The 26,264-nt window shown below is 40.8% G+C and carries 25 protein-coding genes and 1 riboswitch; of the genes, 13 read left to right on the plus strand and 12 right to left on the minus strand.

Annotation, left to right across the window (positions count from 1 at the left end):
* Window positions 1-70 precede the first annotated feature (70 nt).
* Together AC1PJ9_RS02720 and AC1PJ9_RS02725 are read right to left on the minus strand one after the other, a co-directional pair.
* On the minus strand, window positions 71-811 hold the full coding sequence (locus tag AC1PJ9_RS02720; RefSeq protein ID WP_311086975.1) for a LytR/AlgR family response regulator transcription factor: 741 nt from the start codon (window positions 809-811) through the stop codon (window positions 71-73).
* Window positions 812-871: 60 nt separating this feature from the next.
* Window positions 872-2,011 carry a sensor histidine kinase gene (locus AC1PJ9_RS02725; protein ID WP_263612755.1) on the minus strand — a complete coding sequence of 380 codons (1,140 nt, stop codon included), beginning with the start codon at window positions 2,009-2,011 and terminating at the stop codon, window positions 872-874.
* On the opposite strand from AC1PJ9_RS02725, the gene argH reads away from it, so the two are divergent.
* Together argH and AC1PJ9_RS02735 are read left to right on the plus strand one after the other, a co-directional pair.
* Window positions 2,002-3,435 (plus strand): argininosuccinate lyase, encoded by a 1,434-nt coding sequence (gene argH / locus AC1PJ9_RS02730; RefSeq protein ID WP_087605894.1) that lies wholly within the window; start codon window positions 2,002-2,004, stop codon window positions 3,433-3,435. The two genes, AC1PJ9_RS02725 and argH, sit on opposite strands and share 10 nt — an antisense overlap.
* A gap of 9 nt (window positions 3,436-3,444) precedes the next feature.
* Window positions 3,445-3,714, plus strand: coding sequence for an oxidative damage protection protein (locus AC1PJ9_RS02735; RefSeq protein WP_002053140.1), 270 nt, complete (start codon window positions 3,445-3,447; stop codon window positions 3,712-3,714).
* 315 nt (window positions 3,715-4,029) lie between these two features.
* Here the strand turns inward: AC1PJ9_RS02735 and phoU are convergent, their stop codons facing one another.
* From phoU to AC1PJ9_RS02755, 4 genes are all read right to left on the minus strand, one after another.
* On the minus strand, window positions 4,030-4,752 hold the full coding sequence (gene phoU / locus AC1PJ9_RS02740; RefSeq protein ID WP_000075183.1) for a phosphate signaling complex protein PhoU: 723 nt from the start codon (window positions 4,750-4,752) through the stop codon (window positions 4,030-4,032).
* A gap of 106 nt (window positions 4,753-4,858) precedes the next feature.
* Complete coding sequence (gene abuO, locus AC1PJ9_RS02745; RefSeq protein WP_479761701.1) at window positions 4,859-6,205, minus strand: multidrug efflux outer membrane protein AbuO; 1,347 nt, start codon at window positions 6,203-6,205, stop codon at window positions 4,859-4,861.
* 81 nt (window positions 6,206-6,286) lie between these two features.
* Window positions 6,287-7,192: a DMT family transporter gene (locus AC1PJ9_RS02750; RefSeq protein WP_151818666.1), complete on the minus strand. Its 906-nt coding sequence runs from the start codon at window positions 7,190-7,192 to the stop codon at window positions 6,287-6,289.
* Window positions 7,185-7,766 carry a TetR/AcrR family transcriptional regulator gene (locus AC1PJ9_RS02755; protein WP_311086976.1) on the minus strand — a complete coding sequence of 194 codons (582 nt, stop codon included), beginning with the start codon at window positions 7,764-7,766 and terminating at the stop codon, window positions 7,185-7,187. The genes AC1PJ9_RS02750 and AC1PJ9_RS02755 overlap by 8 nt, the downstream gene beginning before the upstream one ends.
* A 109-nt stretch (window positions 7,767-7,875) precedes the next feature.
* Here AC1PJ9_RS02755 and AC1PJ9_RS02760 point away from each other — a divergent pair, with 109 nt between their 5' ends.
* From AC1PJ9_RS02760 to gluQRS, 6 genes are all read left to right on the plus strand, one after another.
* A complete protein-coding gene (locus AC1PJ9_RS02760; protein ID WP_311086977.1) occupies window positions 7,876-8,958 on the plus strand; it encodes a hypothetical protein in 1,083 nt (360 codons plus the stop codon).
* Between the two features lie 34 nt (window positions 8,959-8,992).
* Window positions 8,993-9,127, plus strand: a riboswitch (TPP riboswitch).
* A gap of 90 nt (window positions 9,128-9,217) precedes the next feature.
* The gene (gene thiC, locus AC1PJ9_RS02765; RefSeq protein ID WP_151762841.1) at window positions 9,218-11,095 is read left to right on the plus strand and encodes a phosphomethylpyrimidine synthase ThiC; all 1,878 of its coding nucleotides are present in this window, start codon (window positions 9,218-9,220) and stop codon (window positions 11,093-11,095) included.
* A 75-nt stretch (window positions 11,096-11,170) separates the two neighbouring features.
* Entirely contained in the window at window positions 11,171-11,797 is a 627-nt protein-coding gene (locus tag AC1PJ9_RS02770) for an NUDIX domain-containing protein (protein ID WP_311086978.1), read from the plus strand.
* 4 nt (window positions 11,798-11,801) lie between these two features.
* Window positions 11,802-12,614, plus strand: a complete 813-nt coding sequence (cpdA, locus tag AC1PJ9_RS02775; RefSeq protein WP_263612750.1) for a 3',5'-cyclic-AMP phosphodiesterase — start codon at window positions 11,802-11,804, stop codon at window positions 12,612-12,614.
* Between the two features lie 210 nt (window positions 12,615-12,824).
* Complete coding sequence (gene dksA, locus AC1PJ9_RS02780; protein WP_263612749.1) at window positions 12,825-13,361, plus strand: RNA polymerase-binding protein DksA; 537 nt, start codon at window positions 12,825-12,827, stop codon at window positions 13,359-13,361.
* 2 nt (window positions 13,362-13,363) lie between these two features.
* Window positions 13,364-14,347, plus strand: coding sequence for a tRNA glutamyl-Q(34) synthetase GluQRS (gene gluQRS, locus AC1PJ9_RS02785; RefSeq protein WP_311086979.1), 984 nt, complete (start codon window positions 13,364-13,366; stop codon window positions 14,345-14,347).
* Between the two features lie 50 nt (window positions 14,348-14,397).
* Here gluQRS and ftsW read toward each other — a convergent pair whose 3' ends face one another.
* The 5 genes from ftsW to AC1PJ9_RS02810 all read right to left on the minus strand — a co-directional run bounded on the left by ftsW (window position 14,398) and on the right by AC1PJ9_RS02810 (window position 19,490).
* The gene (gene ftsW, locus AC1PJ9_RS02790; protein ID WP_191012483.1) at window positions 14,398-15,594 is read right to left on the minus strand and encodes a putative lipid II flippase FtsW; all 1,197 of its coding nucleotides are present in this window, start codon (window positions 15,592-15,594) and stop codon (window positions 14,398-14,400) included.
* A gap of 24 nt (window positions 15,595-15,618) precedes the next feature.
* The gene (gene murD / locus AC1PJ9_RS02795) at window positions 15,619-16,965 is read right to left on the minus strand and encodes a UDP-N-acetylmuramoyl-L-alanine--D-glutamate ligase (RefSeq protein WP_311086980.1); all 1,347 of its coding nucleotides are present in this window, start codon (window positions 16,963-16,965) and stop codon (window positions 15,619-15,621) included.
* Window positions 16,966-17,112: 147 nt separating this feature from the next.
* A complete protein-coding gene (locus AC1PJ9_RS02800) occupies window positions 17,113-17,364 on the minus strand; it encodes a DUF6587 family protein (RefSeq protein ID WP_311086981.1) in 252 nt (83 codons plus the stop codon).
* Between the two features lie 12 nt (window positions 17,365-17,376).
* Window positions 17,377-19,233, minus strand: a complete 1,857-nt coding sequence (gene feoB / locus AC1PJ9_RS02805) for a ferrous iron transporter B (protein ID WP_311086982.1) — start codon at window positions 19,231-19,233, stop codon at window positions 17,377-17,379.
* The gene (locus AC1PJ9_RS02810) at window positions 19,230-19,490 is read right to left on the minus strand and encodes a FeoA family protein (protein WP_311086983.1); all 261 of its coding nucleotides are present in this window, start codon (window positions 19,488-19,490) and stop codon (window positions 19,230-19,232) included. Before AC1PJ9_RS02810 ends, feoB begins: the two co-directional genes overlap by 4 nt.
* A 143-nt stretch (window positions 19,491-19,633) precedes the next feature.
* Here AC1PJ9_RS02810 and xerD point away from each other — a divergent pair, with 143 nt between their 5' ends.
* The 4 genes from xerD (at window position 19,634) to thrC (ending at window position 24,257) form a co-directional block, all read left to right on the plus strand.
* The gene (gene xerD / locus AC1PJ9_RS02815; RefSeq protein WP_311086984.1) at window positions 19,634-20,554 is read left to right on the plus strand and encodes a site-specific tyrosine recombinase XerD; all 921 of its coding nucleotides are present in this window, start codon (window positions 19,634-19,636) and stop codon (window positions 20,552-20,554) included.
* A 146-nt stretch (window positions 20,555-20,700) separates the two neighbouring features.
* Window positions 20,701-21,516, plus strand: coding sequence for a DsbC family protein (locus tag AC1PJ9_RS02820; RefSeq protein ID WP_311070214.1), 816 nt, complete (start codon window positions 20,701-20,703; stop codon window positions 21,514-21,516).
* Window positions 21,517-21,760: 244 nt separating this feature from the next.
* A complete protein-coding gene (locus tag AC1PJ9_RS02825; protein WP_263612743.1) occupies window positions 21,761-23,062 on the plus strand; it encodes a homoserine dehydrogenase in 1,302 nt (433 codons plus the stop codon).
* Between the two features lie 55 nt (window positions 23,063-23,117).
* Window positions 23,118-24,257: a threonine synthase gene (gene thrC, locus AC1PJ9_RS02830; RefSeq protein ID WP_019457006.1), complete on the plus strand. Its 1,140-nt coding sequence runs from the start codon at window positions 23,118-23,120 to the stop codon at window positions 24,255-24,257.
* A gap of 107 nt (window positions 24,258-24,364) precedes the next feature.
* On the opposite strand, the gene pbpG is transcribed toward thrC, so the two are convergent.
* A complete protein-coding gene (pbpG, locus tag AC1PJ9_RS02835; protein ID WP_311070215.1) occupies window positions 24,365-25,411 on the minus strand; it encodes a D-alanyl-D-alanine endopeptidase PBP7/8 in 1,047 nt (348 codons plus the stop codon).
* Between the two features lie 211 nt (window positions 25,412-25,622).
* Between pbpG and gacA the strand changes: the two genes are divergently transcribed.
* A complete protein-coding gene (gene gacA, locus AC1PJ9_RS02840) occupies window positions 25,623-26,258 on the plus strand; it encodes a response regulator transcription factor GacA (RefSeq protein WP_000633799.1) in 636 nt (211 codons plus the stop codon).
* The last annotated feature ends 6 nt before the right edge of the window (window positions 26,259-26,264 follow it).

Consider the following 26,264-nt stretch of genomic DNA (forward strand, 5'->3'; position numbering starts at 1 on the left):
ACCCTAAACTTAACTTGATCCCTTAAAATTGCAAGTAAAATCTCACCAGCAGAAATAAGACAGCTGCAAGTTAAAGCTGATGTATCCGCTCTCTAAGCGTAGATAAATGGCGACGGCTAACGGAAAGTCTTTCATCAAGACCTCGCAATCGAACCTGATATTGGCCTGAGCTGACAAGCTCTAAACCATCCAAATAAGCAATTGAGACCAAGGCATTTCGATGAATACGGATAAATTGATCTGCAAATTCAGTTTCAAGTTCTTTCAGTGTTTCATCAATTAATACACTGCCATTTTTATGACGTATCGTGACATATTTCTGATCTGCCAAAAAGTAATAGATATTTTCAACAGGAATCAGCTCAACCCCACGGTAGGTTTTAGCAGCAATTTGATGCCTTTGTGTTTTTAAATCCTGTAAAAGTTCAGGGTTTGGCAAGGCATTGAGCTGTGCTTGAGTAAGTTGGGTTAACTGCTTAAAAACTTGCTCAAGTTCTACTGGATCAATTGGTTTAAGAAGATAAGCTTGTGCTTGTGACTTAAATGCCTCCAAAGCATGCTGATCATAGGCTGTGCAAAATACAATAGCAGGTCGAGGTTTAAGCTGACTTAGCTGCTCCGCGCAGACGAGACCATTCATACCCGGCATTTGGATATCAAGTAAAATCACATCCGGTTGATGAAGCCGTGCCTGTTCCAAGGCATCTTGGCCATGATGAGCTGTTGCGACAACCTCATGTCCCATCTTTGAAACTAAACGTGACAATCGTTCCACTGCAAGTGGCTCGTCATCACAAATTAGCACCTTCATTCATCCTCCTTGTCACCGTTAACTTGGTCCATTTTTTTATGGTTAACTCTGACTGACTTATTATTTTGATTGGTATTGATAGCTCATAATAGTGGTATATAAAGTTTCACCCTTATACACCTGGAACCTAACTGAATTCCCATAATACGCTTTCAAGCGCTGCTTAACATTTTCAAGAGCGATTCCATGCCCTTTCCGTGATTTTATTGTATCGTCTGTATAAGGGTTGGTAATGACTATACTGACCTGATTTTGCAATATTTCAACCAATACCCCAATGGTCGCTTTACCCATCATTGGTTCCACCCCATGAAAAATACTATTCTCTAACAAAGGTTGTAATGTCAATAAAGGAATCGTGACCTGCTTTAATTGCAAAGGATCAAGCTCCACTTTCCACTCGACTTGTAAACGCTCACCTAAACGTATTTGTTCAATCATTAAATATTGTTTACTGAGCTCAATTTCTTCATGCAAGCTTACCAATTTTAATTCTTGAAAACTCGCTCTAAATAAACGCGACAGACTAATCAGCATACTTTCTGCTTTATCTGGATCTATCGTAATTAAACTCACCACATTATTTAAACTATTAAATAAAAAGTGAGGATGAATACGGGCCTGCATAGCCTGAATACGGGCATTTAACTCTGCATATTGTTGATGTAACCATTGTTCCCGAACATATAAATAGCGCAGACAAAATGCACCGAGTAATATTCCATAACTTAAATATAACGGGACATTGGTAAAATAAATGCTCCAGTCCTGCGCTATAACTGTTGTTCTTTTCAAAATTCCAAATTGAAAAAAATTGCTTATTAGGGTTGTCACTACCACAATCGCTTGCAGCATAACAAAGCCAATTGCCAAAGCATATTTTTGCTGAAGCTGACTAAAAAAATTTTGAAAATATTCAACTAAGGCAAAAAAAGACAAAATCACCCAGTTAATAAAAATCATATATTGTAAAAGGCGTGACCCGCTTAAAGCATGCCAAGATTGCGCTTCAGCCAATGCTAAAACCAGTGCCAAAACATTACTTGCGATAATTAATTCTAATAAATGTTGCCAACGGTCAATTTTCGTAAAAAAATAGGAGGAATTTTGATTTCGATATGCTGTAGAAAACAACTTTGTTTGTTGAGCTTCGGCAAGTGATATACTCTTTTTTATTTTACTGAGCCACCATGACCACATCTTCAAATCCCCCTAATTCAGCAGCCCCAAACCAAACCTCTGGTATGTGGGGTGGTCGTTTTTCTGAAGCGACAGACGCTTTTGTAGCAGAATTTACTGCCTCTGTTCAGTTTGACCAACGTTTTTATAAGCAAGACATCGCTGGTTCGATTGCGCATGCTACCATGCTTGCGAAAGTTGGCGTACTGACAGAAGCAGAACGAGACGACATTATTGAAGGTTTAAGCACCATTCGCGCAGAAATTGAAGCTGGAAACTTTGAATGGCGTATCGATCTTGAAGATGTTCACATGAACATTGAATCACGTTTGACTCAACGTATTGGCATTACAGGTAAAAAACTTCACACTGGTCGTAGTCGTAATGACCAAGTTGCAACTGATATCCGTCTTTATCTACGCGACGAAATTGACGACATTTTGGGCTTATTAGAGCGTTTACAAAAAGGCTTGTTAGGCTTGGCTGCCAAAAATGTAAATACCATTATGCCAGGCTTTACACACCTACAAACTGCTCAGCCTGTAACTTTTGGCCATCACTTATTGGCATGGTTTGAAATGTTGGTTCGCGATACTGAACGTCTTCAAGACTGCCGTAAGCGTGTTAACCGTATGCCTCTTGGTTCCGCGGCTCTTGCAGGTACTACCTACCCGATTGACCGTGCTTACACAGCAGAATTACTTGGTTTCGAAGCGGTATCTGAAAACTCTCTCGATGCTGTATCTGACCGTGACTTTGCTATTGAATTTAATGCAGCTGCATCTTTAATCATGATGCATTTATCACGTATGTCTGAAGAACTGATTCTTTGGACTTCTGCACAGTTCAAATTTGTGAATATTCCTGACCGTTTCTGTACTGGCTCGTCAATTATGCCGCAGAAGAAAAACCCAGATGTTCCAGAACTCATCCGTGGTAAATCAGGCCGTGTATTTGGTGACTTAATTAGCTTGCTTACGCTCATGAAAGGTCAACCATTGGCATACAACAAAGACAACCAAGAAGACAAAGAACCTTTATTTGATGCAATCGATACGGTTCGTGGTTCACTCATGGCTTTCGCAGATATGATTCCTGCATTAGTTCCAAATATTGAAATCATGCGTGAAGCTGCACTTCGTGGATTCTCGACTGCAACTGACCTTGCTGACTACTTAGTGAAAAAAGGCGTTGCGTTCCGTGATGCGCATGAAATTGTGGGTAAAGCTGTTGCATTAGGTGTTGCTGAAGAAAAAGATTTATCTGAGTTAACACTTGAGCAATTACAACAATTCTCTGACTTAATCACAGCAGACGTATTTGATAAAGCATTGACACTAGAAGCTTCGGTAAATGCACGTGATCATATTGGCGGAACTTCACCAAAACAGGTTGAAGCTGCAATTGCTCGTGCCCATACACGTCTAGAACAGTTATACGCTTAAGGATACAAAATGAGTCGACAAGTATTTTGCCGTAAATATCAAAAGGAAATGGAAGGATTAGACTTTGCTCCGTTTCCTGGTGCCAAAGGCCAAGAATTTTTTGAAAATGTTTCTAAGCAAGCATGGCAAGAATGGCTACAACACCAAACTACGCTAATTAATGAAAAGCGTTTAAACGTGTTTGATCCAGAAGCGAAAAAATTCCTTGAAGAACAACGTGAGAAGTTCTTCAATAATGATGAAAGCGTTGAAAAAGCAGAAGGTTGGAAGCCGGAATAATTCGTTTTTTCTAAGCCCATCATCATTGAAAAGGCAGGTTTATATACATAGACCTGCCTTTTTTTACGTGAAACTTACACAAACATATAAAGCCTTACATAGAGCGCACAGGACTCTACATGACATGAATTGGTTGCAACCTTATTATCAATTCATAGCAAGTGAGACATGATCCCTGTCGTGTTTTCTCTTAATGCACTTGATTTTCTGTCCTGAACTTCCCCCCAAAGTTCGGGACATTTTTTTATCTATTATTTTTAAACAAATAAAAAAGCCTTGTTTCAAACAAGGCCTTTAGATATTTCAGCTCAAGTATTATTTTTCGTGAACTTTCGCTTCAATTTCTTCAATTTTGGTATGGCGAGCATCAAAACCTTTCGCCATATAAATTACTTGTTCAGCAATATTACGTGCATGGTCACCAATACGCTCTAAAGAACGTAAAACCCACATCACGTTAATCACGCGCGCAATATGACGCGGGTCTTCAATCATATAGGTCATTAAAGTGCGCGTTGCTGACTGATATTCACGGTCAATATCCGCATCTGCTAAAAGTACACGTAAAGCTTGATCTGCATCTAAACGTGCAAAAGCATCAAGTGCATCGTGAATCATGACACGTACTTGGTTACCAATATGACGGGTTTCCATGTAACCACGAGGTGATCCACCCTCTTCACAAAGGTTTTGTGCAATACGGGCAATTTTTGCAGCTTCATCCCCAATACGTTCAAGGTCGGTATTGGCTTTGCTCATTGCAATCACCATACGCAAGTCAATTGCGGCTGGATGACGACGCGCCAAAATCAGTGTCAGACCTTCATCAATATCACGCTCATATTGATTGACCGCATTATCTTTAAATTGAACATCAATTGCTAAATTTGCATCTGTATCAAGTAAAGAATGAATTGCATTGGCAACCTGTTGTTCGACCAAGCCACCCATGGTCATAAACTTTGTGTTCACATCTTGCAAATCTTCATTAAATTGAGAAGAAATATGATGGCTTAACACCGGATTACTCGGACTCAAGGGAAGCCTCCAACATGATGGCGCAGGGATAAAATGATTGAGCATTAAAACACATCAATCATTAAATTTTTATGACAAAATTAAATTTCAGATAAAAGCATTTTTATTACTGATACGTTAACCAACTGTTTAATTCGACCAGATCTTTTTCACCTAACTGGCCTACAGCAGCTTTTAAACGCAGTACATTTAATAAATAGTCATATTGAGCATTAAGATAATCCTGTTTTGCTGAAAAAGCATTACGCTGCGCCAATAAAACATCGACCATACTTTTTAAGCCTTCGTTATAACTTGCTTTTGAAGCTTGAGAAACAAGTGCTGATGAGTCCATTGCCGCCTTTCTTGCTTCAAGTTTTGCTCGGTCGGTATCTACCTGCATAAAAGCACTTTTTACATCAACATTGGCACGGCGAATGGCCGCATCGAGTTGGGCTTGCGCTTTATTTAACTCTACACTGGCTTTTTTAATAGAGGTTCGGGTCTGACCTCCATTAAATAGATTCCAGTTCATCTCTACCCCTACCTGATCAAACTTCCCATCAGTCGAAATCAGCGTTTCTGGGGTTTGTTTGGTATAACCATAGCTCGCAACTGCGTCTATCTGTGGATAAAGTGCAGCTTTTTCCACACGGCGTTGATCTTCAGCATATCGTCGTTGTAAACGCGCTTGCTGAATCTTTAAATTTTGTTGTTGGGCTAAACTTAACCAATCATCAAGCTGGGCTGGATAAGGTTTTTGAAAAGTAAAATCACTTCGCAGTACTGCAAGCTTATCTTGATAAGGACCAATATATTCCGACAGTTGCTCTTGAGCTAATAGAATCTGTACATTGGTCGCAATACGGTTGGCTCTGGCACTTTGATATTGAGCATTTGCTTCACTCACATCGCTACGCGCTACCAAACCTTCTTTAAGCTTGGCATTCATCATATTGAGTTGTTCGAGTAATGCTTTTTCTTCTTGTAAATATGCAGCAGTAAGTGCTTGCTGACGAAGTACATTAAAATAAGCTTCGGCCACGTTTAAAACATGATCTTGTTTTTGCAGTCTTAAGGTAATTTCACTTAAGGCAACTGAGGTTTTAACTTGCTTATAACCTTCCCATGCATCCATACGAAAAAGAGGCTGACGAGCAGATAAAGTTGCTTGTTTGGTGGTCGATGTATTACTCACCAAAGCATCTGACAACCCTTCTTGATCAACACCTGGAAAATTTGAACGTTTTACAGTTTGGCTATTACGATTAATTTTTCCAGACAAGGTAACTGTAGGTAGTAAAGCACCCGTTGCTAAACCTAAATTGAGCTGATCTGCTTCAAATTGTTGTTGATTCGCTTGCCATGTCGGATCATTTTGTTTCGCGCGCTCATAAGTTTCAACTAAATCCAGAGCAAAACTCGACGAGGTAAAACTCCATAAACCCGCCACAAGCATTAATTTTATTTTCATTGTTTAAATCAACGATAAAACTTGGCTTTAAGACTAAGAAAAATTCGAATCAAACTCAAGCCATTAAAAGTTTTAGTTTTTTTAAGTGTTCCGAGTTTTTGATAATATTAAAATACAAATAAAAATCAAAAACATGCCGATCCAACCTAACCATGAAACATGCTCACCTACCAACACAATTGCAAAAATCGCAGCAACTAAAGGTTCAAATAAAGTTAAGGTGGTCGCTTTGCTCGCATTGACCGTTTTTAATCCGAAGCCAAAAAGTAAATAACCCAAAAACATAGGAATCAGCATCATATAGCCAGCTACAAGTAAATTGGTTGAGCTTTCTAATAACCCTCCACCTGTAACCAACAAGGTAGGAAGCAAAATAACTGCCCCACCGCCCATAATCATGCCCATTGCAGCTTTAGAGGCAACACCGCGATCTATTAATCTTTTTGCAGCCCATGAATAAAGCGAATAAGTTGTAGCTGCGACAAGCCCAAGAAAAATACCGAAGTATTTATTCCATTGATTTGTACTATCTTGAACTGCATGACTTTCACCCATCGACAACATCGTTACGCCAAGTACACCGCAAATAAAACTTAGAAACCAGATGGCAGACAAAGCTTTGCGATCAAAGAATCGCTCTAAAATTGCTGCGATCAGTGGAGCAGAACCAATTGAAACCACAGTACCAATCGTAATGCCGGCATAATGCATTGAGGAATAAAAAGCCAAAGGGTAAATACCAACCGCCGCTACACCCAAAAGCAGTATTAAAAGATTCTCCCTTATAAATTGTCGGTTTTCACGTATCGCTCGGGATGCAACTAAAGCTTGTAAAAGCCCCCCTCCACCCATCGCTGCGGCACCAATAGCAAGTGGGCCAAGTGTCGGTGCAAATGCGGCCGCAGTACCTGTTGTTCCCCACAAAACAGAGGCAACTAAAATCGCAATTGTGCCGCCATAACTACTATTTTTAATGAGGCTAATCATGTGGGCATTCTCGATCTAAAATATCTTCTGCCATTTGCTTTGCTAATAGAAGTTGACGACTGTTGCCTTCTAAGCCTGCTCTTGCCATAGAGCCTTCTAAAAGAAATGAAAGCTGCGTAGCCACATAGTTAACGCGCTGCGAGTCTGGTATTAATTTTTTTAAATGCTCGGCAACAATAGCCTCAACTTCTTCTTTATGTTGTCTTACCGAACTTCGCCCTGAACTATTTGCGGGAAACTCTGCGGCAGCATTTAAAAGCCCACATCCTCGAAAGCCCTTCTCATAGGCAAATTCCGCATGGTCTTGATAGGCATCAAATACCGCTAAAATAGCTTCTTTAGCTGTTTTTGTTGTTGCTAAACGGTTTTGGTAAAGGTCTAGCCACTCTTGATGCCGTGCAGCAATATAGGCATCGACCAATTCACCTTTTGAAGCAAAATTATTATAAAGCGACATCTTGGCTACATCTGCTTTAGTCGTAACTGAGTTAATGCCAGTTGCAGTAATGCCGTCGTTATAAAACAAAGTTGAAGCGGCATCGAGAATTTTCTGTCTTGCTGTTTTATCATTCATAGCTTTATTTAAGTAGACCGACCTACCTAATAATAAAGATTTCTAACAATGATGCAATCTTTTTCCGAGTTATAATTTGAGCAATATTCACTTTGATAAAAATATAAAGATGAAAAAAGTTCTAATGATGAGTATGTGTAGCGCACTACTTTTAGCTGGATGTAATAAAACATCAGAGCAAGATCAAGTTGTATCTAAAGAACAAAAATCAACTGAGCAAAAGGCCACTCAAAAACAAGACAGTAGCTGCTTACAAATTATGGTAGCTATGCACACGATTAATCAAAACAGTAAAATAGAGGACCTAAATCAAATTAATGAAAAGCTTAAAACCTGTGTTCCATCATTAAAAAATGATGAACAACTAAAGCTGATTAATGCTTCAACCGCCATGTATCAGCGTTTTCTAAAACAAGAATATAATGAAAAAACAGCAAAAGCGTTTGAAGCTTTTGGCTATGCCATTTTAGAAAAAGAACCATTAGATGCGAAAAAAACAATGAAAACCAAGAAAAAGTTATTCGATCAGCTTAGTACTCGTGATCAATATCTGATTCAACATGAAGGCCAAGCCTATATTGAACTCCTCTATCAAGGTGAAGGTATGTTTACTTATCGCCGTCAGCCGAACTATTTAGTTGATGTTTTTGCTAAAGCCCTACCCGCTGACCAAAAAGAGTTCTTAACGCGTATGGCAAAAGACAATAAAGACATTTTCTATGACGATGGTGCTTTAGCTATTTCATGGAAAGAGCTCACCGAACGTGCATTGTTTTGGGAAAAATTTATTCAAAAATATCCAAAGAGTTATTTTATTAGTGATGCAAAATTATTATTTAATGAGTACCGATATTTTATTTTCTTTGGTCTAGATAATACGCCTGTGTCCGATGAATTTGCTCCAAACACATGGATTGATAAAGATGCGCTTCAACAAATCCGTTTCTTATCTACACAAAACCAATCTAGCTTAGCAAAACCCGCCCAACAATTTTTGAAGTTTATTGCCACTCCCGTAGATGAGCGTAATACTCAATTTAAGACAGATTTAACTGATGAAAATGGGCAAAAGAAATCTACCTATCAGATTGTGCATGAACAGCTTGAACAGTTATTAAAATTAGAGTCACCATGGAATACCAAAATTTATCGTGACTGCCACATGGATGCGGTTTGTATAGATACAAATTGACAATGCCAGCCAACCTAAAACATGTTAGTCTTTAAATCGCTTGACGGAGCGCGAGTAATAGCTCGCTGAGATTGTGTAAATTCCGTGTTATCGCAACACAAGTTTGATCACAAGTACCGTTGAACCTGATCAGGTTAAGACCTGCGTAGGAATCAAGCCATCTGAAAACTTACAGCCCTCAATTTATCTAGTTAAAGATAAATCCGCCATCGTTTTTGGTCGTGCTTGATTCGTTGATGTTATTCATAAGGATCATGTGATGAACCAGTTAACGAATCTTTCTTCTGCTGAAATTTCAGCACAACATGAACAAGATGCAAAAGATTTAACCCGCATCTTACCCGCTTCAAAAAAAGTTTATATTGAAGGCTCTCGTCCTGATATTCAGGTTCCAATGCGAGAAATTTCTTTAACCGATACCCCTACTGGTCTTGGCGGTGAACATAACCCTCCTGTTATGGTTTATGACACTTCAGGTGTTTATACCGACCCGAATGTTCAAATCGATTTAAATAAAGGTTTACCTTCAGTTCGCCAAAAATGGATTGAAGAACGTAACGATACTGACGTACTTGCTGGTTTAACTTCAAAGTTTGGTCAAGAACGTTTAAAAGATATTCGTACCGCTGACATTCGTTTTGCTCACATTCAAAACCCACGCCGTGCTAAAGCTGGCAAAAATGTCACGCAAATGCACTATGCCAAGCAAGGTATTATCACGCCTGAAATGGAATATATTGCGATTCGTGAGAATCAGCGCCAACGCGAAGCTGTAGATATGCGCCAGCACCCAGGTCAAAACTTTGGTGCAAAAAATTTAAAAGAAATTACGCCTGAATTTGTTCGCCAAGAAGTTGCTGAAGGCCGCGCTATTATTCCTGCCAACATTAACCACCCAGAACTTGAGCCAATGATTATTGGCCGTAATTTCTTGGTTAAGATTAATGCCAATATTGGTAACTCAGCGCTTGGCTCTTCAATTGATGAAGAAGTTGCGAAAATGACATGGGCAACTCGTTGGGGCGCCGACACTATTATGGATTTGTCGACAGGTAAAAACATTCATGAAACTCGTGAATGGATTATTCGTAACTCACCTGTTCCAATCGGTACCGTACCTATTTATCAAGCGCTTGAAAAAGTGGATGGTGTTGCAGAAGATCTAACATGGGAAATCTTTAAAGACACGCTGATTGAACAAGCTGAACAAGGTGTTGACTACTTTACCATTCACGCAGGTGTATTGCTGCGCTATGTGCCACTTACAGCAAACCGTTTAACAGGTATCGTGTCTCGTGGTGGTTCAATCATGGCGCAGTGGTGTTTAGCGCATCATGAAGAAAACTTCTTATACACTCATTTCGACGAAATTTGTGAAATCATGAAAGCCTATGACGTGTCATTTAGTTTAGGCGATGGCTTACGTCCGGGTTGTATTCAAGATGCAAATGACGAAGCGCAGTTCAGCGAACTTAAAACACTGGGTGAGCTGACTCACCGCGCATGGGAACATGATGTTCAGGTCATGATTGAAGGACCGGGCCACGTACCAATGCACATGATTAAAGAGAACATGGACTTGCAGTTAGAAGTGTGTAAAGAAGCGCCATTCTATACGCTTGGGCCTTTAACTACAGACATCGCTCCGGGTTACGACCACATCACTTCTGCTATTGGTGCAGCTATGATTGGGTGGTATGGCACAGCAATGCTTTGCTATGTGACACCTAAAGAACATTTAGGTTTGCCAAATAAGAAAGATGTGAAAGACGGGATTATTACCTACAAGATTGCAGCACACGCAGCCGATCTTGCCAAAGGTCATCCGGGTGCACAGGTGCGTGATAATGCCTTGTCTAAAGCCCGTTTCGAATTCCGTTGGGACGACCAGTTCAACCTAAGTCTAGACCCAGATACAGCGCGCAGCATGCATGACGAGACTTTACCAAAAGAAGCACATAAATCTGCACACTTTTGCTCAATGTGTGGTCCGAAATTCTGTTCAATGAAAATCACTCAGAATGTCCGCGACTATGCCAACAATCTCACCAATAGCGATTCAGAGGTTGAAGAAGGCCTCAAAGCGATGAAAGAGGTTTATCAAGAGCAAGGACAAAAACTGTATCATAAAGTGTAAATATTCAAAAAAAACACTTGCCTAGCCATGATTCTCGGTTAGGATGAAATAAATAGATTTCGTCCTGATCGAATCATGAGTATTGTCGAGCGTCCAAGTTATACATCTAAAGATGTCGAAGTAACATCACGTGAATCTCTGTTCCGTGGTTTTATTCAAGTTGAAAAAGTCAGCCTTCGACATCGTCTATTTAATCAATCTGAATATACTCCTGTATTGCAGCGCGAACTTGTGCATCGGCCTGAAGCGGCCGGAGTACTACTCTACAATGATCAAAAACAACAATTTGCCCTGATTGAACAGTTCCGTGTTGGTGCTTTAGACGACTCTCAATCGCCGTGGCAACTCGAAATTATCGCGGGTGTGTTAGATGGCAATGAGTCACCAGAAAGTTGCATTCGACGCGAGAGCCTTGAAGAATCAGGCTGTGAAGTTCAGGATTTAGAACATCTATTTAGTTTTTATCCATCAGCAGGCGCATGTTCAGAGCTATTTCATCTGTATGTTGCCGAAACCAATTTACCCGCTGAAGGCGGTGTTTTTGGAGTAGATGATGAGGGTGAAAATATTCAGCTGCATTTGTTTAGTTATAGTGAAATTCAAACACTACTCGACAGCGGACGTTTAAGAAATGCCCCTGTTATTATAGCATTACAATGGCTGGCTCAACACAGCAAAACGATAATAAATCCGAAGAGGTAGGACGGTGACTTTTCAAGTCTCAACACTTTCACAAAAAAATCATGTCATCATACAAATTACCGATACACATTTATTGGAGTATCCACAGCTAGAATTTGTGGGGATGAATCCTGAAGAAAGTTTCCATGCCATTATTCAACAGATATTAAAACAACATCCCGAAGCCGATGCGATTATTCATACTGGAGACCTCGCACAAGCACCAACACCTGTTACCTACAAGCGTTACATCAACTTTATGCAAACCTTGGGCCTGCCATTTTTCCAGACTCTCGGTAATCATGACAATGTCGACCACTTTCCATTGCATAACGAAAATCATCAGCAACCTGTGGTGGTCGGTTTAGGCAACTGGCGAGTGATTATGCTCAATAGCGCGGTAAAGGGAAAAGTGGATGGTCATTTGTCTTCGGAGCAATTAGAAAATTTAGCAAATCTACTTGAGGAATTTGCAGATCATCCAGTTTTACTGGCTTGTCATCACCATCCATTTGCAATGAAATCAAAATGGATTGATCACCATAAGCTTCAAAACTCGAATGTTCTTCTTGATACGTTAAGCCCATTTAAAAATGTAAAAGCTTTAGTTTGCGGACACGTCCATCAAGACTCTCTTAATATTTGGCAAGGCATCGAATTTTTCTCGACACCTTCCACAAGTGTACAGTTTAAGCCGTTTAGTAATGATTTTGCACTCGATCAAAATGCACCGGGTTATCGTTACATTCGTCTGAATAACGATGGTAGTTTTGAAACAAAAGTGTTTCGACTTGAAAATTTTAAAACCCGTATAAATACTGATATTTCAGGCTATTAGCCCTATTTTTTATATGCTTATATAGAATTATGACTAGTGCAAACACGTTTTGAAAATATTTACGGGTCGGAATGACTATCATCTTGCAGGAAAAATCTATATGATGACGACCCGATGGAAAAATCCATCGATGGTTTTCTATAAAAACACTTGCATATCACCATATTTTTTGCGTATAGATAATACGTGTATGATGAGGAATGCCCTATTATGGCGAATGACAACCACAACCAAGTTTTGGATGAACATACAGAAGTTGTAGTAGAAGGTGATAAAGCTTCTGCAAAACGTGCACGTAAAGTGAAACCTAAAACTTCTGACGTAGGCACAACTGCAAGTTTATTTGGTATTGCACCTTATCAACCTAAGAAAAATGAAGAGTACATGTCTGAAGGACAGCTCGAGCATTTCCGACAAATTCTGCAAGCATGGAAAGCTGAATTAATGTCTGAAGTTGATCGTACTTTAAATACGATGCAAGACGAATCAACTGCATTGCCAGACGTAAATGACCGTGCTACCCAAGAAGAAGAATTTGCAATTGAATTACGTACACGTGACCGTGAGCGTAAATTAATTCGTAAAATCGAACAATCTATGGAAGCGATTAAAAACGAAGACTACGGTTTCTGTGAAACTTGTGGTATCGAAATCGGTTTACGTCGTTTAGAAGCACGTCCAACTGCAACGTTATGTATCGACTGCAAAACTTTGGCAGAAATTAAAGAGAAGCAAAATAACGGTTAATTGTGACTGTTGAGAATTCTCTAGCCGAGCACAGCTCTGCTCTTGCGCAGCAGTTAAATCGCCTGCCAGAAAAGCATAGCTTTTCTCTTGCGCAGCGGCAGAACAATGTTCCGCTTAATCGCTGCTCATACTCAGGCCGGTTTGCGCCCTCGCCAACCGGCCCTTTACATTTCGGATCACTCATTACGGCTGTTGCCAGCTATTGCGATGCCAGAGCTCATCAAGGGCGATGGGTAGTTCGTGTTGAAGACACCGACATTCCCCGCATCTACCCCGGTAGTGAAGACCATATACTCGCATCACTCGAAGCTTTTCAGTTCGATTCAGATGCCGAGATCATTTTTCAAAAAGACCGCCTAGACATTTATGAAAGTGTATTAGACCAACTTAAAAAAGAGGGTCTGGTTTACGCTTGTAAGTGCACCCGTAAAATGCTCGGTTCAAATGCAATCTATGCAGGTACCTGCCGTGATCTGAATCTTGATTTTCACGGTCAAGCGATTCGGGTAAAAGTACAAGATCAGCAAATCTGTTTCGATGACCGCCTACAAGGACGTCATTGCTCCAATCTGCAATATGACCTTGGAGACTTTGTTCTTAAACGCCGCGACGGCATTATTAACTACCAACTTGCTGTAGTTGTAGATGATTATCTACAAGGTATTACACACGTTGTTCGCGGCGCAGACCTCTTAGATAACACCGAACGTCAAATCTGGTTAGGTCAGCTCCTCGGTTATCCTAAACTCAGCTATATGCACCTTCCACTCGCGATGAATGATCAAGGGCAAAAGCTTTCTAAACAAAATCTTGCTCAAGCACTCGATTTAACTAAAGCTCCTCAATTACTACAACAAGCCATACAAGCACTAGGCCAACCAAGCGTTGATTTAGATCAGCCTAGACTGATGCTCAAGCAAGCTGTAGCGCAGTGGAATGTAGATTTAATTCCTCACGGACAAGAGCTTGGCGGAATATATCTATAAATAAAAAAGCCCGATTTGATATCGGGCTTTTTTATAAAAACTGAAATACTTTAGAAGTTTGATTCTTCTCTTTCAGGGTTCACTTCTTGAGTTGATGCATCAATCTTTAAGATCAAGCTAATCATAGCTGCACACATCATTAAAGATGTACCACCATAACTAATAAATGGCAGAGTCAAACCTTTGGTTGGCATTAAGCCCATATTCATACCCGCATTTACCAAAATCTGGAGTAAGAAAATAATACTAATACCGTAAGCCAAATAGCCTGCGCGAAGATAATGATGTTTCAAAGCACGGTGACCAATTTTGATACAACAAGCCAACATCAAGAAAGATAAGCCAATGACAATTGAAATACCAAAGAAGCCAAACTCTTCACCTAACACGGCCAACATAAAGTCAGTATGCGCCTCAGGTAAATAAGATAGCTTTTGAACACTATGCCCCAAGCCTGTACCAAACCACTCACCACGACCAAAAGCCATTAACGCATTTGATAACTGATAACCCACACCTAATGGGTCTGCCCAAGGGTCAGTAAACGAAATCAAACGTTGGAAACGGTAAGGTTCAAACAAGATCAAAAACACAATACCGGTGACAATCGCACCAAGCATAATCAAGAACTGTGTTGGTGGCGCACCTGCTAAAAAGAACACCCCAACCATCATCATGACGATAACGATCGTAGCACCCAAGTCAGGCTCGGCAATAATCAAACCGACCGTAATTGCCATCACACCACTTAAACGCAGTAAACCTTTCCAGTGCGTACGAACCTCTTTAGCACGGCGTACCACGTAGTCTGCTGTAAAGATTGCCATCATGACCTTGGCAACTTCTGTAGGCTGCAAGGTAAAACCACCGATTTTAATCCAACGAGTAGAACCATTGACTTCCGAACCTACCGCCAAAGCAGCAAGTAAAAGAACCATGGTTAACAACCACAGCGGAAAAGTATTTTTAAACCATGTATTGAGTGAGATTCGGTAGGTCAAATACGCCACTACCCCAGCAACTGCAATAGAAATTGCATGGCGGATGACATAATGAAACGGGTTCTCATGCATATATTCTGCATAAGGCATCGAAGCAGATGCTACCATCACCGAACCGATACATAACAATGCAACGACACAGAAAATCAAGACATTACGTGGCGTCACTTCCGTTGGCCATTTCGGCAATATCCGTTCATACCAATGATTGATTTTCTGGATTGTGGTCTGAGCTAAGCCTGCCATACTACATTCCTAATCATATTTTCTTTAAACCAACGAATTGACGCAGGCAACAAACTGCTGACCACGGTCATTATAACTTTTAAACATATCAAAACTTGCACATGCTGGTGATAGCAATACCACATCTTCAGCGTGTGTTTCACGTTGACACAGCTCTACAGCTTCTTTAAGCGTTGCTGCATGTAAAATTTTTGTTGCACCTTGAATAGCTTGTTCGATGACCGGAGCATCTTCACCAATCAATACCACAACTTTGGCATACTTTTCGATAGAAGAACGTAAAGGAACAAAGTCTTGGCCTTTGCCTTGGCCACCTAAAATGAGTGCAACCTTACCTTTCTTCACTTCAATCGCAGCACCTAAGCCATCAATTGCCGCAAGGGTAGCACCAACATTGGTTCCTTTAGAGTCATTGTAATAACGTACATCATGTACGGTCTTTACATACTCGCAGCGATGCTCTAAACCTTTAAAGTGTTTTAAAGTTTCAAGCATAGACTCCATAGGTAAGCCAATTGCTTCACCCAATGCTAAACACGCTAAAGCATTGGCTACGTTGTGCATACCTTGAATATATAAGTCTGAACTTTTAATTAAACGCTGCAAGCCACGAGCAAGCCAAAGTGTACCGTTAGCATCTCTTAAAACGCCGTACTGATTTAAGTCAGGTGCATTTAGACCAAAGCTTTGCATTGGGGTTGTATCAGGTACAAGAGGACGACTCAAAGCATCATCACGGTTAAATACAACTTTCTTCGCACCTTGGAAAATACGGTGTTTTGCTTGGTGATAACCTAACATGTTGCCGTGACGATCCAAGTGATCTTCACTCATGTTCAATACCACAGCCACCTCAGCATTTAAGTGAGAGGTGGTTTCTAACTGGAAGCTTGATAACTCAAGTACCAATAACTCTGGCTGATCTTTTAATAAATCTAGAGCTGGGCGACCAAGATTGCCACCAACGGCAACTTTCTTACCTGCATCTTTAGCCATTAAGCCCATTAGAGTAGTAACAGTACTCTTCGCATTAGAGCCTGTAATCGCAACAATCGGTACATCAGTTGCACGGCGAAGTAGCTGAATATCCCCTACTACAGAAATACCCTGAGCAATAGCAGCTTGAATTTCTGGTAATTGTGGTGCAAGGCCCGGGCTTAAAATAATTTCTTCTGCTTGTAGTAATAATTCTTGGTCGAGTTGACCAAAACTGGTCTTCACTTCTGCAGGAATTTGATCATGACCGGGAGGTGTGGGGCGAGAATCCGTTACTGCAACTTGGTAGCCTTGTTCATGCAGGAAATTTACAGCAGAAACACCTGATATACCCAAGCCTGCTACAACTTTTAACCCACCACGTTGTATTAACATTTTTGCCCCACAATTTATCAATCGACAGAATGGCAAAAATGTTAGCACTTTGCTGTTTTGAATACTTTTTCAGTTTGACTTTTATTCTACTTTTTTTGTGTCAGTGCGTAAAAAAGCCATCATTCGATGGCTTTTTATACAGAAAAATTAACGCCACTTCACCGTTTGTACTGGAGCGGACTTTTGTGCAGGAGTATCATCCGTAGAACAACCACAATTACCGCCACAACCTGCAGCCTGTTTAGGCTTCAGCCATGTCGCCAAACGCTGCCAGCCCAACTTTTGACACTGGGTTGATAGGGCAAGAAATACTGAAGCAGATGTTTGAGGAAATACCTTTTTAAAGACAACAATGGCACTCCACAACACCAATACAGCAACAATAAGGTAATCAAACATAAACGCCTCCAATTAACCCCAAATGCGTGATGCAATTTGGTAAGTTAAAAATGACATGAGATAAGCCAAACCAAATAGATAAGCCGTCATGACTGCCACATGTTTCCATGAACCTGTTTCACGGCGTACCGTTGCCAAAGTTGCTAAACAATGCGGTGCATAAACAAACCAGACCAATAAAGACAAGCCTGTAGCCAGTGACCAACCTGTGCCATTTGCACTAATCAAATGGGCAAGCCCTTGTGCAACAGCATTATCATCAGCACCAGACAACGCATATACCGTACCTAATGCTGCGACCACAACTTCACGAGCAGCCATCGCAGGAATTAAAGCCACCACGATTTGCCAGTTAAAGCCAAGCGGTGCAAATAAAGGCTGAATCAAGTGCCCCGCCATACCCGCGAAGCTATAATCAATTGCCGGTAGCGTTGCACCTTCTGGTGCTTGAGGGAAAGTACACAAGAACCAAAGAATAATGGTTAATGCAACAATAATCCCACCAACACGACGTAAGAAAATCTTTGCGCGTTCCATCAACCCAATAGCAATACTTTTTGGGTCAGGAAAACGATAACTTGGCAACTCCATTAACAAGGCATGCTGTGATTTGTCTTTACGTAAGAACTTCATCACAAAGGCAACACAAAGCGCACTTAAGATACCCGCCATGTATAAACCAAACAGCACCAAACCTTGTAAATTGAAGATTCCTAAAACAGTTTGACTTGGAATAAATGCACCGATTAACAAGGCATAGACAGGCAAACGTGCCGAACATGTCATGAGAGGTGCAACCATGATCGTAGTAAAACGGTCACGTGAATCACTAATACTTCGGGTTGCCATAATGCCGGGAATCGCACAGGCAAAACTCGACAATAATGGAATAAAAGAACGGCCACTCAAGCCAGCTTTAAACATTAATTTATCGAGCAAGAACGCTGCACGCGGTAAATAACCTGATTCTTCGAGTACCAAAATAAAGAAGAAGAGAATCAAAATTTGTGGCAAGAACGCCAACACTGTGCCCGCTCCCGCCAGAACACCATCTACCACTAAACTACGTAGCACAGGCTGATGAATAGCTCCATTTAACCATTCACCTAACCATGGGATTACGCCATCTTCAATTGCAGCTTTAAAAGGTTCAGCCCAAGCAAATACCGCCTGAAACACAATAAACATCATCACTGCCAAGCTGAGTAAACCCAACACAGGATGTAAGAAAATTCGATCTAGAAAATCAGTACGCTTATCATCATGATCGACAAAATTAACCACATCTTTAAAAATCATTTCGATTTTCTGATGATGTCCACCACTTAAACCACTCAGCTCAGTATGCGGTACGGTATATTTCTCTTGGTCAAGCGCATGTAATAAGTTTTCAATGCCTGAGTTACGTACGGCAACTGTTTCAACAACTGGAACACCTAAACGCTCAGAGAGTTTCTGTGTATTGATCTGGATACCACGACGACGCGCTTCATCCATCATGTTCAACACAACCAGAATTGGGCGCCCTAATTCAATAATTTCAAGCACCAAACCCAAGTGCAGTTTTAAGTTGGTCGCATCGACAATACATAAAAAAGCATCTTGCTGCCCTTCTTCGGCAATTTTGCCTTGGCAGACATCACGGGTAATTTCTTCATCTGGACTGGTTGCCTGCAAACTATAGGTACCTGGCAAATCCAGTACACGAACTGCACGACCTGAAGGTAACTGAAAGTTACCGACTTTACGCTCTACAGTTACACCCGCATAGTTAGCAACTTTTTGTCTTGTTCCAGTTAAATGGTTAAACAGTGAAGTTTTACCGCAGTTCGGGTTTCCCACAAGGGCAATACGTAGCGCATCACTCATGCGGGTACTCCTTCTAACTGAATCTCGATTTTTTCCGCTTCCGCCTTACGTAAAGCGAAACGAGTAAAGCCAATTTGGATTAAGATCGGATCACCACCAAAAATGCCCTTGGTAATCACTTCCACTCGAGTACCTGGTACAAAGCCCAAGCTTTCCAAACGAATTGCGACCAAATCTTGCTGCTCGGACATTTGTGTCATCCGATCTACTTTGGTGATGGTAGCCGCTTGCTTCACTTTCAACGCTGATAAACGCACCGCATCCGATCCTAAACCTTTTCTTCTAGTATACATATAAATGAGAATAATTACCAAATAAGGTTAGATTTCAATTCTCACCTACTTTAATCGACAAATCTTAAAGTTTCTTTTAAAGTACAGTGGTTTAGAGGATATTGTTTATGATAAATAAAAAACCGCGTATTCCAAGCCCTGTTCAAATTCCTGAACATTTGAGCTTTTTACAAGGTTTTCGCGACTATTTAGTTGCACAAACAGTGAGTCCACATACGCGAAATGCCTATTTATCTGACCTTATTCAATGCAGTGAACTTCATAAAAAAAATAGTTTGCCGAAATGGTCGAGCGACGACATTTCTGATGTCCTCATTGAACTCACCAAAATAGGAAAAAGTCCACGCTCAATTGCACGTTGTTTATCTGCCTTACGTCAGTTTTATAAGTTTCTACGTGAACAAAAATTACGAAGCGATAATCCTGTAGCGACTCATCACTCACCAAAAATTGGCCGAGCTTTACCAAAAGATTTATCAGAAGAAGACGTCGAAGCACTTATTCAAGCACCTGACATTACCACAGCCTTAGGCTTACGTGACCGGGCAATGTTTGAAGTCCTTTACGCTTGTGGTTTACGTGTTTCTGAGTTAATCAACTTACGCTTAGAGCTGATCAATTTAAAACAAGGTTATTTACGTATTACAGGTAAAGGTAATAAAGAACGTTTGGTTCCTTTAGGGCAATATGCCTGTGACTGGGTAGAGCGCTACTTGCAAGATGCTCGGCCTCAACTCTATAAAAGCTCTACTGACTATCTCTTTTTAACCCAACATGGCGGAATTATGAGTCGTCAGAACTTTTGGTATGCGATTAAACGTTATGCCTTACAAGCCAATATTCAGGCTGAGCTGTCGCCTCATACCTTACGTCATGCCTTTGCAACACATCTACTTAATCATGGTGCCGATTTACGCGTAGTACAAATGTTACTGGGTCATAGTGATTTATCTACTACCCAAATCTATACCCATGTAGCACAAGTCAGAATGCAACAATTACATGAAAAACATCACCCTAGAGGTTAAAAATTTTTAAACGAATTATTTGAAATTCATCAAACAATCGTTTGATTTCGTTCACAAAGGTTAAGAAAGTTTTAACAATACATACTAGATTTTTTGTTATGCTTAGCAGCTTCTGACTATAAATACTGATGAAATAAGGGTTATCTATGTCCTTTACCCGATCTCAAATTTTTCTTGCCTGTGCTTTGGCTTCTAGCTTGTTGTTCAGTGCTTGTTCTAAAGAAAACAAACCACAAAAAGAAGATGCGCTCACAGCGACCGCACCTGCTACTGGGGAAGCTTCAACTATTATTGAACGTAATGCTAAACAGCGTTTAATTGAAACTTTGCAAAAACAATTTAAGAATGCAAATATCAACGCCAAAATTTTAGACATTAAGCCTACTGAAGTTCCTAATTTATATTGGGTAAATCTCGAAGGCATGACGTCGATTTATACAACTAGTGATGGTAAATACCTTATTCAAGGTGATGTCATCCGTTTAGGCGGTAAAGAGCTACATAATATTGGCGATAACCTGCAAGCTTCAGAAAATAAAAAGCACCTTGCTGCTTTAAAAAATGAAGATTTGATTGTTTACCCAGCCAAGGGTGGTAAGGCTAAACATGTAATTTATGTGTTTACCGATGCAAGCTGTCCTTATTGCCATAAACTACATGAGCACATACCTGAAATTAATGAAAAGGGTATTGAGGTTCGTTACATTGCTTGGCCACGTGGTGAGCAATTCATGCCAACCATGGAAGCCGTTTGGTGTAGTGCAGACCGTAAAGCTGCATTTAACCAAGCTGTACAAGGCGTTAGTATTCCACCTGCGCAATGTAAAAACCCTGTTCGCGAACAATATCAACTTGGTTTAAACATGGGCGTAAATGGTACTCCTGCAATCTATAATGTTGATGGCGAGTACTTGGGTGGCTACTTAACACCAGATGAATTGGTTAAAAAACTGGATAAATAACATCCATCAAGCTGATGAAGGATTAATCAGCTATCTCTTCAACAAAGCGCTGCTCTTATTGCAGCACTTTGTTTTTCCAATAATTAATACTTTTTCTATCAGTGTTTAAAGACTGATCTACTTTGCTTTTCCGAACATCGCACTCTAATTGATTGAACAGGCACGAAAAGCGCTAGAGTCTGGCGTTTTTTTTAGCTATGATCTAGCTTCAACTAAATGATTAAATGATGATATGGAGTGTGACGTGAAACCAGTTCGCCTGGCAATACTCGGTTTAGGAACCGTAGGTGGAGGAGCCCTTAAACTACTACAAGAAAATGCCGCTGAAATTAAACGTCGCACCGGTCGAGAAATTCAAATTACCCACGTTGGAACACGCCGCCCTCGTCCAGATCTTGAATTAGAAGGGATTAAACAAAGCGCAGACTTACTTGATATCGTTCGTCAACCAGACGTTGATGTGGTTGTAGAAGTGATGGGTGGTATTCACCCTGCTTACGAAGTCATCATGGAAGCGATCAAACACGGTAAGCAAGTTGTTACTGCAAACAAAGCCTTACTCGCTGAACATGGCAATGAACTATTTAAAGCAGCTGAAGACAATGCTGTGCAAATTGCTTATGAAGCAGCAGTAGCTGGCGGTATTCCAATTATTAAAGTGATCCGTGAAGGCCTTGCTGCAAACCATATCGAGTGGCTTGCAGGCATTATCAATGGTACAGGTAACTTTATTCTCACTGAAATGCGTGAGAAAGGTCGTGCATTTGATGATGTATTAAAAGAAGCTCAAGAACTCGGTTATGCAGAAGCAGACCCAACTTTTGACGTTGAAGGTATTGATGCTGCACACAAGCTTACCATTCTAGCGTCTTGTGCTTTTGGTATTCCTCTTCAATTCGATAAAGTTTATACCGAAGGTATCAGCAAAATTACTGCACAAGATGTGAAGTATGCCGAAGAGCTTGGTTTCCGCATTAAACATTTAGGTATTGCCCGTCGTGCTGAACATGGCATTGAATTACGTGTTCATCCAACACTTATTCCAGATGAGCAACTTATTGCGAACGTAAACGGTGTTAAAAATGCTGTTTTAGTTCAGGCAAATGCAGTGGGTCCAACGCTTTATTACGGCGCTGGTGCTGGTGCAGGCCCAACAGCTTCTGCGGTTGTTGCCGATGTGATTGATATTGTTCGTGACATCTCTTATACAGAAGATGGCGCAGGTACAATTCCTCAACTTGCTTTTGAAGCATTAACAAATATGCCAATTTTAAGCCGTGAAGAAATGACCACAGGTTATTACATCCGCTTAAATGCTGAAGATCAGACTGGTGTACTTGCAGATGTAACGACCATCTTAAGCCGTGCCGGAATCAGTATTGATGCCATCATGCAACAATCACGCTTAAAAGACCTCATTCCAATCGTAATTTTGACCGATCCAATCGTTGAATCAAAAATGGATGACGCTCTTGCGCAAATTCAAGCATTACCTGCAATTCGTGGCGAAATCGTAAGAATTCGTTTAGAATCGCTCGATAGTTAATCAGGTTGAGGGAAAGATTCCCTCTCCCGCTTCACCTCATAATTGGAACACCATCATGTCTAATGCCAATCGTTATACTGGTCTTGTAGATCGTTATCGTGACCGTTTGCCAGTTTCGGCAACTACTCGTGCTATCTCTTTGGGTGAAGGCAACACCCCTCTCATTAAACTTGAGAATATTCCACGTATTATTGGCAAAGATGTTGAAATTTATGTGAAATATGAGGGCTTAAACCCGACTGGTTCATTTAAAGACCGTGGTATGACCATGGCTGTAACCAAAGCGGTTGAAGAAGGTTCTAAAGCGATTATCTGTGCATCTACAGGTAACACGTCTGCTGCTGCTGCTGCATACGCTGCTCGCGCTGGTATCAAAGCATTTGTTTTGATTCCAGAAGGCAAAATTGCGATGGGTAAAATGGCTCAAGCCATGATGTATGGTGCGATCACTATGCAAATCCGTGGTAACTTCGATGATGGTATGCGTCTAGTTAAAGAAGTGGCTGATCAAGCACCTGTAACGATTGTAAACTCAATCAACCCTTACCGTTTGCAAGGTCAAAAAACCATTGCTTATGAAATCGTTGAAGCTTTAGGCCGCGCACCTGACTATCACTGCTTACCAGTAGGTAACGCAGGTAACATCACCGCTCACTGGATGGGTTATACAGAAGCTGTAGCAAACCAACCTGCTGATCAGTTCGAACAAGTTGTTTACGACGCTGCAACTGATCAATTCACTGGCCCTAAACCAGAAGGCTTACCAACAATGGTAGGTTACCAAGCTTCTGGCGCAGCTCCATTCTTACGTGGTGCTCCAGTTGAAAGCCCTGAAACAGTTGCAACTGCAATCCGTATTGGTAACCCACAAAGCTGGAACCATGCAAAAGCTGTAGTACGTGACTCTAAAGGCTGGTTTGATGAACTTCAAGACAGCGAGATTTTAGAAGCTCAACGCTTACTTTCTATGTATGAAGGTGTATTTGTTGAGCCAGCGTCTGCTGCTTCTATCGGCGGTGCAATCCGTGACATTAAAGCAGGTAAAATTGCTGAAGGTTCTGTCATCGTATGTACAGTAACTGGTAATGGCTTGAAAGATCCTGATACTGCAATCAAACAATGTGCTGATGCAGTGATGTTGTCAATTGATGCAACAATGGACCAAGTAAAAGATTCGATTTTATCTAATATGTAAGATCTGAGTTTTTATAAAAAACGGCTGTTTCATACAGCCGTTTTTTTATGCTTTTTAAATGGCATAAAAAAACGCTTCTTAGTAGAAGCGTTTTTAAAATATTGAACTTAAATACGTTTTGGCAAATTACTCAACCAACCTAATAAGTTAGTTGCATCGTTATTACGTGCCTGTGTACTTGGCTCACCAAGCAATACAATCACTGCTGGACGCGAATTTACAGTCGTGTGCATCACAACACAGCGCCCTGCTTCATTAATATAACCAGTCTTAGATAAGTTGATATTCCAACCACCATTACGCACTAAAGCATTGGTATTGTTAGATTTCAATACGCGATAACCCAAGTTAAAATCATAAGTCGGTGTTGTCGAGAATTGACGGATCAAACCATACTGAGATGCTGTACTCGCCAAAATCCCCAAGTCACGTGCAGAAGAGACATTGCGTGGGTCTAAACCAGTTGATTCATAATAATGAGTTGCACTCATACCCAAAGAACGTGCTTTCGCATTCATCGCTGCTACGAATGCAGGACGACCACCCGGATAAGTACGCGCTAAAGCTGCCGCTGCTGGGTTTTCAGACTTCATTAAAGCAAACAGAAGAACTTCTGCACGGTTCATCTTGTCGCCAACACGTAAGGTTGAGCTTGAGTTTTTACCATTTGCACCAGCAAAATCGATTTGCTCAAGTGTAATTTCTTCTGACATGTTTAAACGCGCATCTGCCGTTACAACTGCTGTCATTAATTTGGTAATAGACGCAATCGGTACCGATGCGTTGGTATTTTTACTATAAAGGACCTCACCTGTTTGTGCATCCATCACAAGTGCAGCACGTGCACTGACACTCGGCTGGGCGTTATAACCCCCAGTATCACGGATTGGAGCAACTCTAGGTGTAGAGCTAATAACTTTTGGCGCATTACCGCCACGCAAAGTTGTAGTTACAGAAGTTGAACCTTGCGGCGTCGGCTCATCATCTTCATCATTTAAAAGCTGACTAGCATCCGCTGCTGACCAATTTAAACTTGCAGTACCAGTACTCCCTGAGGACGGGTTATTGACGAGTTCTGCAAAGCTTGTTGAACTCAAACTAAGCAAAATAGACATGCTTAGCACATGCATTAAAGACTTTTTAGAATTTTTCACGGCACAATACTCGACTCAGGGTGACACACATTTGCGCTTACTATCATTATGCCTTACATTTGGGATATAAGGTATAAAGCTTTACCGACACAATTGTGCACAACTATTCGCTCACTATAGAAGAATAGGATTGCTAATTTTGTCATTCCATTGCAAGCTTATTTTGCTTTATGTAACAAAAAACTTGTTTTTTGAAAGAAAGGAGGTCTTCTTGATTACAGTTTTAGTTGTCGATGACCATGAACTGGTACGTACGGGTATTTGCCGTATGTTAGAAGATCATGCAGATGTTGAGGTAATTGGACAAGCCGAATCTGGGGAAGAAGCAATTGCTATCGTTCGCCAGCAACATCCGCAAGTCGTACTACTTGATGTCAACATGCCGGGCATCGGTGGTGTAGAAACAACTCGTCGTTTATTACAAACAGCCCCAGAGACCAAAGTCATTGCTGTAAGTGGCCTTGCTGAAGAACCCTACCCATCTTTATTGCTAAAAGCTGGTGCAAAAGGCTACATCACCAAGGGTGCGCCAATTGCCGAGATGGTACGTGCAATTAATAAAGTCATGCAGGGCGGTAAATATTTTAGTGCCGATATTGCCGAGCAACTAGCAAGCTCTTATTTATCCGACACTCAACAATCCCCTTTTGATTCTTTATCGGAGCGGGAAATGCAAGTTGCGATGATGGTCGTCAACTGTATTAGCGCACAAGAAATTGCCGATAAACTTTTTGTGAGTGTGAAGACTGTAAATACTTACCGTTATCGTATTTTTGAAAAGTTAGGAATTGATAGTGATGTAAAACTCACACATCTTGCGATTCGTTACGGTCTGATCAAACCATAATCAGAC

The organism is Acinetobacter sp. 70_2, from assembly GCF_056736115.1.

Coding starts and splice junctions, on each gene's coding strand:
- AC1PJ9_RS02720 (WP_311086975.1), bottom strand. CDS start 811: ATGAAGGTGCTAATTTGTGATGACGAGCCACTTGCAGTGGAACGATTG.
- argH (WP_087605894.1), top strand. CDS start 2,002: ATGACCACATCTTCAAATCCCCCTAATTCAGCAGCCCCAAACCAAACC.
- AC1PJ9_RS02725 (WP_263612755.1), bottom strand. CDS start 2,011: ATGTGGTCATGGTGGCTCAGTAAAATAAAAAAGAGTATATCACTTGCC.
- AC1PJ9_RS02735 (WP_002053140.1), top strand. CDS start 3,445: ATGAGTCGACAAGTATTTTGCCGTAAATATCAAAAGGAAATGGAAGGA.
- abuO (WP_479761701.1), bottom strand. CDS start 6,205: ATGAAAATAAAATTAATGCTTGTGGCGGGTTTATGGAGTTTTACCTCG.
- AC1PJ9_RS02750 (WP_151818666.1), bottom strand. CDS start 7,192: ATGATTAGCCTCATTAAAAATAGTAGTTATGGCGGCACAATTGCGATT.
- AC1PJ9_RS02755 (WP_311086976.1), bottom strand. CDS start 7,766: ATGAATGATAAAACAGCAAGACAGAAAATTCTCGATGCCGCTTCAACT.
- AC1PJ9_RS02760 (WP_311086977.1), top strand. CDS start 7,876: ATGAAAAAAGTTCTAATGATGAGTATGTGTAGCGCACTACTTTTAGCT.
- thiC (WP_151762841.1), top strand. CDS start 9,218: ATGAACCAGTTAACGAATCTTTCTTCTGCTGAAATTTCAGCACAACAT.
- AC1PJ9_RS02770 (WP_311086978.1), top strand. CDS start 11,171: ATGAGTATTGTCGAGCGTCCAAGTTATACATCTAAAGATGTCGAAGTA.
- dksA (WP_263612749.1), top strand. CDS start 12,825: ATGGCGAATGACAACCACAACCAAGTTTTGGATGAACATACAGAAGTT.
- ftsW (WP_191012483.1), bottom strand. CDS start 15,594: ATGGCAGGCTTAGCTCAGACCACAATCCAGAAAATCAATCATTGGTAT.
- murD (WP_311086980.1), bottom strand. CDS start 16,965: ATGTTAATACAACGTGGTGGGTTAAAAGTTGTAGCAGGCTTGGGTATA.
- AC1PJ9_RS02800 (WP_311086981.1), bottom strand. CDS start 17,364: ATGTTTGATTACCTTATTGTTGCTGTATTGGTGTTGTGGAGTGCCATT.
- feoB (WP_311086982.1), bottom strand. CDS start 19,233: ATGAGTGATGCGCTACGTATTGCCCTTGTGGGAAACCCGAACTGCGGT.
- xerD (WP_311086984.1), top strand. CDS start 19,634: ATGATAAATAAAAAACCGCGTATTCCAAGCCCTGTTCAAATTCCTGAA.
- AC1PJ9_RS02820 (WP_311070214.1), top strand. CDS start 20,701: ATGTCCTTTACCCGATCTCAAATTTTTCTTGCCTGTGCTTTGGCTTCT.
- thrC (WP_019457006.1), top strand. CDS start 23,118: ATGTCTAATGCCAATCGTTATACTGGTCTTGTAGATCGTTATCGTGAC.